The following is an 8,128-nucleotide window of genomic DNA, read 5'->3' on the forward strand; positions in this document are numbered from 1 at the left end:
TCGTCGTGACCGCGGCGAGCGCCGTACTGATTGAAATCCTCGCGGGCGACGCCCATCTCGCGAAGCCATACGCCAGCCGGGCTGTTCGGACTGATATTGCCTGCGGGCGAAATGTGGTCGGTCGTCACCGAGTCGCCGACCATCACGAGGACGCGCGCCCCTTCGATGTCGCGAACGGGGAGGGGAGTCATCGTCAGGTTGTCGAAATACGGAGCGCGCTTGATGTAGGTCGAACGCGGGTCCCATGCGAACAAGTCGCCTGACGGCGTAGGCAGGGAACGCCAGCGCTGGTCGCCCTCGAACACGTTGGCATACTTCCGGCGGAACATTTCGCTGCGAACGGACGTGCGAATCGCCTGCTCCACCTCGGTCTGCGATGGCCAGATGTCCGAGAGGAACACAGGCTTGCCATCCGACCCCATGCCGATCGGCTCTGTGGCGAAGTCGATGTCCATGCGACCGGCCAGTGCGTACGCAACGACCAGCGGCGGCGAGGCGAGATAGTTGGCTCGCGTATCGGGATTGACGCGCCCCTCGAAGTTTCGGTTTCCGGAGAGCACTGCAACAGCGACCAAGTCGTTCTGCCGGATCGCATCGCTGATGCGCGGATCGAGCGGGCCAGAATTCCCGATGCACGTCGTGCACCCGTAACCGACGAGATTGAACCCGAGGCGGTCGAGATAGGGGGTCAACCCGGCCTCGGCCAGATACTCGGTCACGACCTGGGAACCCGGAGCGAGACTGGTCTTCACCCAGGGAGGAGTGGCCAGTCCTCGCTCGACCGCCTTCTTCGCCAACAGTCCCGCGCCGAGCATCACCTCCGGGTTCGATGTGTTCGTGCAGCTCGTAATCGCCGCGATCACGACGGAACCGTGCCGGAGTTCGAACGTCTGGCCGTCATGGACGGTCGCCGCCGCGGTCAATCTCTCGGGCGGGACCATGGCCGCGAGGTTGCGTTCCCAGTCGGCTTTTGCATTCCGCAGCGAGATGCGGTCCTGAGGTCGCTTCGGACCGGCAATCGACGGTTCCACTTCGGAGAGGTCGAGCTCGATCCTGTCGGAGAAGATCGGGTCAGGTGTGGCATCTGTGCGGAACAGCCCTTGAGCCTTGCAGTATGCCTCGACCAGCTGGACGAGCTCCTCGTCGCGCCCGGTGAAGCGAAGATAGGCGAGGGTTTCCTCGTCGACAGGGAAGAATCCCATGGTGGCGCCGTATTCCGGAGCCATGTTCGCGATAGTGGCACGAGCGGCTAGAGGCAAACCGGTGAGGCCTGTCCCGTAGAACTCGACGAACTTGCCGACGACTCCGCGCTCGCGGAGCATCTGCGTGACCCGCAGCACGACGTCGGTGCCGGTCGCGCCCTCTCGAAGCTTGCCGGTCAGCCGGAAGCCGACAACCTCGGGGATCAGCATCGCCACGGGCTGGCCGAGCATCGCTGCCTCGGCCTCGATCCCGCCGACTCCCCAGCCGAGCACCCCGAGCCCGTTGATCATCGTCGTGTGGGAGTCCGTCCCGACTAGGGTGTCCGGATAGGCCAAGACACCTTCCGTGCCTTCGCTCGTGTACACCACCGACGCGAGGTACTCGAGATTGACCTGGTGAACGATGCCCGTTCCCGGAGGCACGACCCGGAAGTTCCGGAACGCCTGCTGTCCCCAGCGAAGGAACTGGTACCTCTCCCGGTTCCGTTCGAATTCGATTTCCACATTCTTCTCGAATGCGTCTGGCGAACCGTACCGGTCGACCTGCACCGAATGGTCGATGACAAGGTCGACGCGCTGAAGCGGGTTGATCCTCGCGGGGTCGCCCCCGAGGGCCACGATGGCGTCGCGCATGGAGGCCAGGTCGACCACCACCGGCACCCCGGTGAAGTCCTGCAGCAGCACACGCGCGGGCGTGAATGAGATTTCGCGGTCCTGTCCCGAATTGGGGACCCACCCGGCAAGAGCGGCGATGTCGTCCGTGGTCACGGCTCGACCGTCTTCGAGCCGGAGCAGGTTTTCGAGCAGGATCTTGAGCGAGAACGGCAGCCGGTCGACGCCAGCGAACCCCCGCTCTCGGAGCGCGTCTAGCGCAAAATAGGTGAACGTTCGGCCGCCGACGGTCAGGGAGCGGCGAGCGCCAAAGGAGTTGGGGTGTGCCACGGTAACCTCCAGGGCCAGGGCTTGTCGATTGCGTTTCTCTGAGCGGCAGCGGTGCCACCCATGGGCCTGTCGAGTTCGACCGAGGTTTACGTGGCGGTAGGTGGATCGGTGCCCATGTCCCAAGCCTCCTTCCACAAGGGTGGTGAGGGTACTTGGGCCCTTTCCCGGAGCGACGAGGCATCCGGGGGACCATCGGCCGAAATCCGCGACTTCTCCCCTTGTGAGGAGACCGTTGGGCCCGGACCGGCACGGAAGAGGATGGCCTCTCGAAGTATACGCCGCGCCCGGGTGTCGTGCCCATGTAGAACGACGCTGGAGCGGGTATGACATGCCCGCTCGCACCTGGTACCATTCTGTTGGTAACCAGGTTCCATCGGCCTCACGGAGAGGTCATTCGCCAGTCCCGGAAACGCTCGATGACCGCAGGTTCCACCATTACTCGGAGGTCATCGGGTGTCATATTCGGACAAGCTGCTCGTCTGCGTCGACTGCAGCGAATCGTTCACCTTCACAGCGGGCGAACAAGAATTCCACGCCAGCAAAGGGTTCACGCAGGAGCCACGGCGGTGCCCGACTTGCCGACGGGCTCGCAAAGGGCAGCATGGCAGCGGCATCGAGGCTCGGGCCCCGCGGCAGCTTTACGATGCGGTCTGCGCTTCGTGCGGGAAGCCAGCCAAGGTGCCATTCGAGCCCCGGAATGGGCGGCCCGTCTACTGCAGCGATTGCTTCCAACCACAGCCTCGCGGGCTGGCCGCCGCCGGCGGTCGAGGCCCAGCGCCGCGCGAACCGCGTCAACCCATCTCCGGCGCCTGGAACGACTTCGAGCCATTCGACCGCGGTGGTGGCCGCGGCGGTCGCAGCTGGAGCGACCGCAAAGGTAACAAGGGGCGTCGCTGGTAGGCGGCGATCTCCCAGGCCTCCGCTCCCCGGCTGATATCATGCACCGCGGGGGCCCGTAGCTCAGCGGTGAGAGCAGTCGGCTCATAACCGATCGGTCCCGGGTTCGAATCCTGGCGGGCCCACCATCGGAATTTCGAGCATGGTTGACGCGAAACTGATTGGCCGGCGGAGTCTGCCCCGCTACCGTCGAAAGTCCGCGCACAATCCTTCGGAAGACGCTAACCTTTCACCCGGAAGCACCCAAGCGGCAGCGTGCCGCGAGAAGGAGACAGCACGAATGCCCATCAGCCGCCCAATCGAACCGCTCGTCGCGACCGACGAGGAGCTCAGAACGGCACTCGACGAAGCGTTCCTCCCGGCACTCCTGCCGGCTTTGGCCCAAGCCACCGGCGACTTTTCGATCCTGAGGGAGTCGCTCCGGCCCCCGGGAGTGGCGCCGGGAGTCCAACAAGGGGGAATGACAGCGCAGCAGCAGGCAGAAGCCCGCGAACTGGCGTTCGAGGCCCTCAAGCGCCTGCGGGATGGCGAGGTCGCGCCCGGCAACGTCCCCGTCGAAGAGGCACTCCTCCGCGCGACCGCGTGGATGACCGGTGCGCCAGCACCCGAGGACTACATCCCGCTCCTGCTCGAGGAGCTCGCACCCGAGGGTGAGGACCCGCGCGCCCCTTCCTGGCGAAAGGACCCGGGTCTCCCATTCAAGGTTGTCATCATCGGGGCGGGGATGTCGGGCATTCTCGCCGGCATTCGCCTGAAGCAAGCCGGTGTCCCCTTCACCATCGTCGAGAAGAACCACGAAGTCGGCGGAACCTGGCTCGAGAACACCTACCCAGGTGCCCGGGTGGACGTTTCGAACGCGTTCTACAGCTACTCCTTCGCGCAGAAGATCGACTGGCCGACGCACTACTCCACCCAGCCGGTCCTCCTCGAATACTTCCAGGAATGCGCCCGCGAGTTCGGGGTCCGCGACCACATCGAGTTCAATACCGAAGTCACGCTCCTCGAGTGGGATGACGAGCGTACCGAATGGATGGTCCATGTCCGACGCGCCGATGGTCGCGAAGAGATCCTCCAGGCTAACGCCGTCATCAGCGCCGTCGGGCAACTCAATCGGCCGAAGATCCCCGACATTCCCGGGCTCGAGCGCTTCGCAGGCCCCCAGTTCCACTCGGCCCGCTGGGATCACACCGTCGACCTGACCGGCAGGCGGGTGGCGGTCATCGGCACTGGCGCGAGCGCCGCCCAGTTCATCCCTGAGGTTGCCAAGGTTGCCGGAGAGGTGGTCATCTTCCAGCGCACGCCCAACTGGTACGTGCCCGTTCCCCATTACCACGACGAAGTACCGGCGGGACTTCGATGGCTCTTCGCCCACGTCCCGCACTACGCCCACTGGTACCGATTCTGGCTGTTCTGGAACACCACGGACGGCCTACTCAGCGCCGCAAAGGTCGACCCCAACTGGCCCGATAAGTCCCATTCGGTCGGCCCGGAGAACGAGAACCTGCGGCAGTTGCTAACGGCCTATTTGCACATGCAATTCGCCGACCGGCCGGATCTCCTCCCGAAAGTGATGCCTGATTACCCCCCGGCGGCCAAACGACTCATCCTCGACAACGGGATTTGGGCCCAGACGCTGAAACGCCCGAATGTGAAGCTCGTGACCGACCGCATCCGCGAGGTGACAGCATCGGGTGTGGTGACGGTCGATGGCACCGAATATCCCGCCGACGTCCTGATCTACGGGACCGGATTCCAAGCATCGAAGTTCTTGACCCCCATGCGCGTCCTCGGCCGGAAGGGAAAGGACCTCCACAAGGAATGGGATGGCGACGCCCGAGCATACATGGGCATCACCGTCCCCGGGTTCCCCAACTTCTTCATGCTCTACGGCCCCAACACGAACATCGTCGTCAACGGGAGCATCATCTACTTCTCGGAATGCGAAGTGCAGTACGTACTGGGGTGTCTCAAGATGCTCTTCGACCGGGGCGAGCAGGCACTCGATGTGCGGAAAGAGGTGCACGATGCCTACAACGAACGCATCGATCGTGGGAACCTCGAGCGCGTGTGGGGCATCGCAACGGTCAATAGCTGGTACCGCAACGAAAAGGGGCGCTCCGCCCAAAACTGGCCGTTCAACCTCATCGAGTACTGGCAGCAGACCCGCGAGCCCAACCCCGACGACTACGAGTTCATCCGGCAGCCAGTGCTTGCCGGCGGCGATTGAAGCCGGAGCTGTTCGGTCACTACGTCAGCGTCCCGCAGCGAACGCCTCGGAGCGGGCCGCTGCCACTGCCGCCACGGCCTCCGGGATGGCCAGCACGCGAGCCTCGCCAGTCCGCCGGTCGCGCAACTCGACGCCGCCGCGCTCCAACGCCCTCGGACTCACGGTCGCTCGCATGGGCATGCCGAGCAGGTCGGCGTCTTTGAATTTGATCCCGGGCGAGTCGTCGCGGTCATCGACGAGCACGTCGAGTCCGGCATCCAGTGCCGCCCGCTCCAATCCGGAAATCGTCGATGCTACCGCCCCTTCGGCCGCCCCCACGACGACCACGTGGAGGTCGAAGGGCGCTACCTCCCATGGCCAGACGATCCCGTCCGAATCGTGATTCGCCTCGATGATCGCTGCCAGCATCCGCTCGACGCCGATGCCGTAACAGCCCATCACGCACGGGCGCCTTTCGCCAGCCTCGTCGAGATAGTAGACGCCGAGTTTCTCCGCGTAGAGCGTTCCGAGTTTGAACACGTGGCCCATTTCGATGCCTCGTCGTGACTCGAGCGCCTTGCCACAGGTGCGGCAGGCATCGCCAGCTCGGGCGAGAGCGAACTCAGCGACGAGTGTCGCGTTCCAATCCCGCCCGTGGTTGACATTCCGAAGGTGGTAATCGGGCTCGTTGGCACCAGCGACAAGATTGGGGGCTACCACCGCACTCGAATCAGCGATAACCGGCAAACGGTCGAGGCCCACGGGCGAGGCACTGCCTGCTACCAAGCCGAGGCTGCGGACCGTCGCCTCGTCCATCGCTTCGACCTCGCGCGCACCGAGCGCGTTCTTCAGCTTCACCTCGTTCACATCGAGGTCACCGCGGATGACGACGAACACCGGCTTCCCATCGGCCTTGTAGAACACCGCCTTGAGCGTCTGACGCGGTTCTACCCCGAGAAAGCTCGCCACCTCGGAAATCGTCCGCTTCCCCGGTGTGTACACCCGTTCCACTGCCGTAGGGGGGCCGTCGACCGGCGGTGCCGGCACGAACTCCGCCTTTTCCGCGTTGGCGGCGTAACCACAGCCAGGGCAGAGGAGGATGGTGTCTTCACCACTCTCGGTCAGAAAGACGAACTCCTGGCTGTCCTTCCCCCCGATAGCGCCCGAGTCGGCAGCAACCGGAATCACTGGCACTCCGGCTCGGCGGAAGATCCGTTGGTAGGCGGCAAACGCGGCATCGTACGAAGCGTCGAGGGTGTCCCAACCGGTGTCGAAACTGTACGCGTCCTTCATCGTGAACTCTCGGAGGCGGATCAGCCCCCCGCGAGGACGTGGCTCGTCGCGGAATTTGGTCTGGATTTGGTACAGCGTCACGGGTAGGTCGCGATAGCTTTGGACGAGGCGCGCTGCCAGGTACGAGATGACCTCTTCGTGAGTTGGCCCGAGGGCGAACTCACGCTCCTTACGGTCATGCAGCCGGAAAAGCGTTTGTCCCATCGAGCTTGCGCGACCGCTCTGTTCCCACAGCTCGATGGGGTGGAGCGCCGGCAGATGGACCTCCTGAGCGCCCGAGCGGTTCATCTCCTCGCGAATGATCCGTTCGATGTTGCGGACGACGCGCCAGCCGAGCGGCGTGAAACAATACAGGCCCGCGGCCAGCGGGACGACGAGACCTGCCCGCAGAAGCAGCCGGTGGCTCGGCAGCTCCGCCTCCGCCGGGGCCTCCCGTAGCGTCTTGATGAGCAGCTGGCGCATGCGCATGGTCGCCTCCCCGCGTGTGATCCGTGCGTGAACGTTGCTGTTGGACGGAGCTTCCGGTCAAGCGCGCCGCGGTCGGGCGAGATCGTCCGTATCGATCACGATCGTGACGGGACCATCGTTCACGAGCTCCACCTGCATCGCTGCACCGAATACCCCTCGCTCGCACGGCAGGCCAAGAGCGAGAATGGCGCGGATGAACGCTTCGTAGAGCGGAAGCGCTTGCTCTGCCGGCGCTGCGGCCTCGAAGGACGGTCGCTTCCCTCGGCGCACGTCACCGTAGAGGGTGAACTGGCTAACACAAAGCACCGAGCCGCCCACGGCGGCCGCATCCAGGTTCATTCGGCCCGCCGCGTCGTCGAAGATTCGCAGCCCCGCCACGCGCCGAGCGAGAAGCCTCGCCTCGTCGGCTCCGTCTCTCACCGAAATTCCGAGCAACACGAGCAACCCCTTGCCGATGGTCGCCTGTTCTTGCCCGTCGACGCGAACACATGCGCGTGAGACTCGCTGCACGACGGCACGCATTACGCGGCAGCCGCACCAGCGTCGATGGGGATGAGCCGCAGGACGGCCTGGACCACTCGCTCTTGCACGTCGGGGTCCAGCATAAGCCTGGGGTACTCGTCGCCGTGCTCGATTTCGAGCCGGAGCAGATAGCCGGTTACAGCGGCGGTGAAAAGCTCTACGAGGGCTGGCGCTCGCGGGCCTGCCGGTTCCAGGTGGCCACGGAGGGCCTTTCGCCAGCGCGCCCGAGACGCATTACGGATAGCTATAGCAGTCTCGTCAGAGCGCAAAACCTCGCGGGCCACGAGCCGCAGGTACGTGAAGTTGCGGGCCGAGATTCGCATGGTGGCGACCACCAGTTCCCGAATCACGTCGGCGTTCAGCGGCCGGCCCGGGACCGGCGATGGGAAGTCGCCGGTTGGCGCCACGTCCCAGAGGGCATCGAGGAGGTGCCGCTTCGTCGGGAAATAGTAGAACACCGCCGCGTCGGAAAGGCCGCAGCGAGCCGCTATCGAGCGCACCGACGTGCCGTCGAAACCGTGGCGGGCAAACGCTTCCATCGCGGCTTCGAGGATGCGTGCCCTCGTCCGGTCGCTACCCCGTAAGGTCGTGCCCCCTT

At 64.8% G+C, this 8,128-nt stretch carries 6 protein-coding genes and 1 tRNA gene; 3 read left to right on the forward strand and 4 right to left on the reverse strand.

From position 1 onward, the window contains the following. A partial coding sequence (gene acnA / locus VAE53_RS00660; protein WP_322817424.1) for an aconitate hydratase AcnA occupies window positions 1-2,144 on the reverse strand: 2,144 nt, incomplete at its 3' end. Window positions 2,145-2,597: 453 nt separating this feature from the next. On the opposite strand from acnA, the gene VAE53_RS13140 reads away from it, so the two are divergent. The 3 genes from VAE53_RS13140 (at window position 2,598) to VAE53_RS00670 (ending at window position 5,268) form a co-directional block, all read left to right on the forward strand. Continuing rightward, complete coding sequence (locus tag VAE53_RS13140) at window positions 2,598-3,044, forward strand: zinc-ribbon domain containing protein (protein ID WP_369294007.1); 447 nt, start codon at window positions 2,598-2,600, stop codon at window positions 3,042-3,044. Window positions 3,045-3,093: 49 nt separating this feature from the next. Then, window positions 3,094-3,169, forward strand: a tRNA-Ile gene (locus VAE53_RS00665). A 152-nt stretch (window positions 3,170-3,321) separates the two neighbouring features. Next, window positions 3,322-5,268: an FAD-dependent oxidoreductase gene (locus VAE53_RS00670; protein ID WP_322817425.1), complete on the forward strand. Its 1,947-nt coding sequence runs from the start codon at window positions 3,322-3,324 to the stop codon at window positions 5,266-5,268. Between the two features lie 24 nt (window positions 5,269-5,292). On the opposite strand, the gene VAE53_RS00675 is transcribed toward VAE53_RS00670, so the two are convergent. The 3 genes from VAE53_RS00675 to VAE53_RS00685 all read right to left on the reverse strand — a co-directional run. Then, entirely contained in the window at window positions 5,293-7,008 is a 1,716-nt protein-coding gene (locus VAE53_RS00675; protein WP_322817426.1) for a proline--tRNA ligase, read from the reverse strand. A 57-nt stretch (window positions 7,009-7,065) separates the two neighbouring features. Further along, a complete protein-coding gene (dtd, locus tag VAE53_RS00680; RefSeq protein WP_369294008.1) occupies window positions 7,066-7,530 on the reverse strand; it encodes a D-aminoacyl-tRNA deacylase in 465 nt (154 codons plus the stop codon). Next, window positions 7,530-8,128: helix-turn-helix domain-containing protein (locus tag VAE53_RS00685; RefSeq protein WP_322817428.1), on the reverse strand; the 599-nt coding region annotated here is incomplete at its 5' end. The genes VAE53_RS00685 and dtd, both read right to left, overlap by 1 nt.

The sequence above is a fragment of the Tepidiforma sp. genome (assembly GCF_034432735.1).
GTDB lineage: Bacteria > Chloroflexota > Dehalococcoidia > Tepidiformales > Tepidiformaceae > Tepidiforma.

What these genes read in the sequence shown, in the direction of transcription:
- VAE53_RS00675 (WP_322817426.1), bottom strand. Translation starts at nt 7,008, where the DNA reads ATGCGCATGCGCCAGCTGCTCATCAAGACGCTACGGGAGGCCCCGGCG.
- VAE53_RS00670 (WP_322817425.1), top strand. Translation starts at nt 3,322, where the DNA reads ATGCCCATCAGCCGCCCAATCGAACCGCTCGTCGCGACCGACGAGGAG.
- dtd (WP_369294008.1), bottom strand. Translation starts at nt 7,530, where the DNA reads ATGCGTGCCGTCGTGCAGCGAGTCTCACGCGCATGTGTTCGCGTCGAC.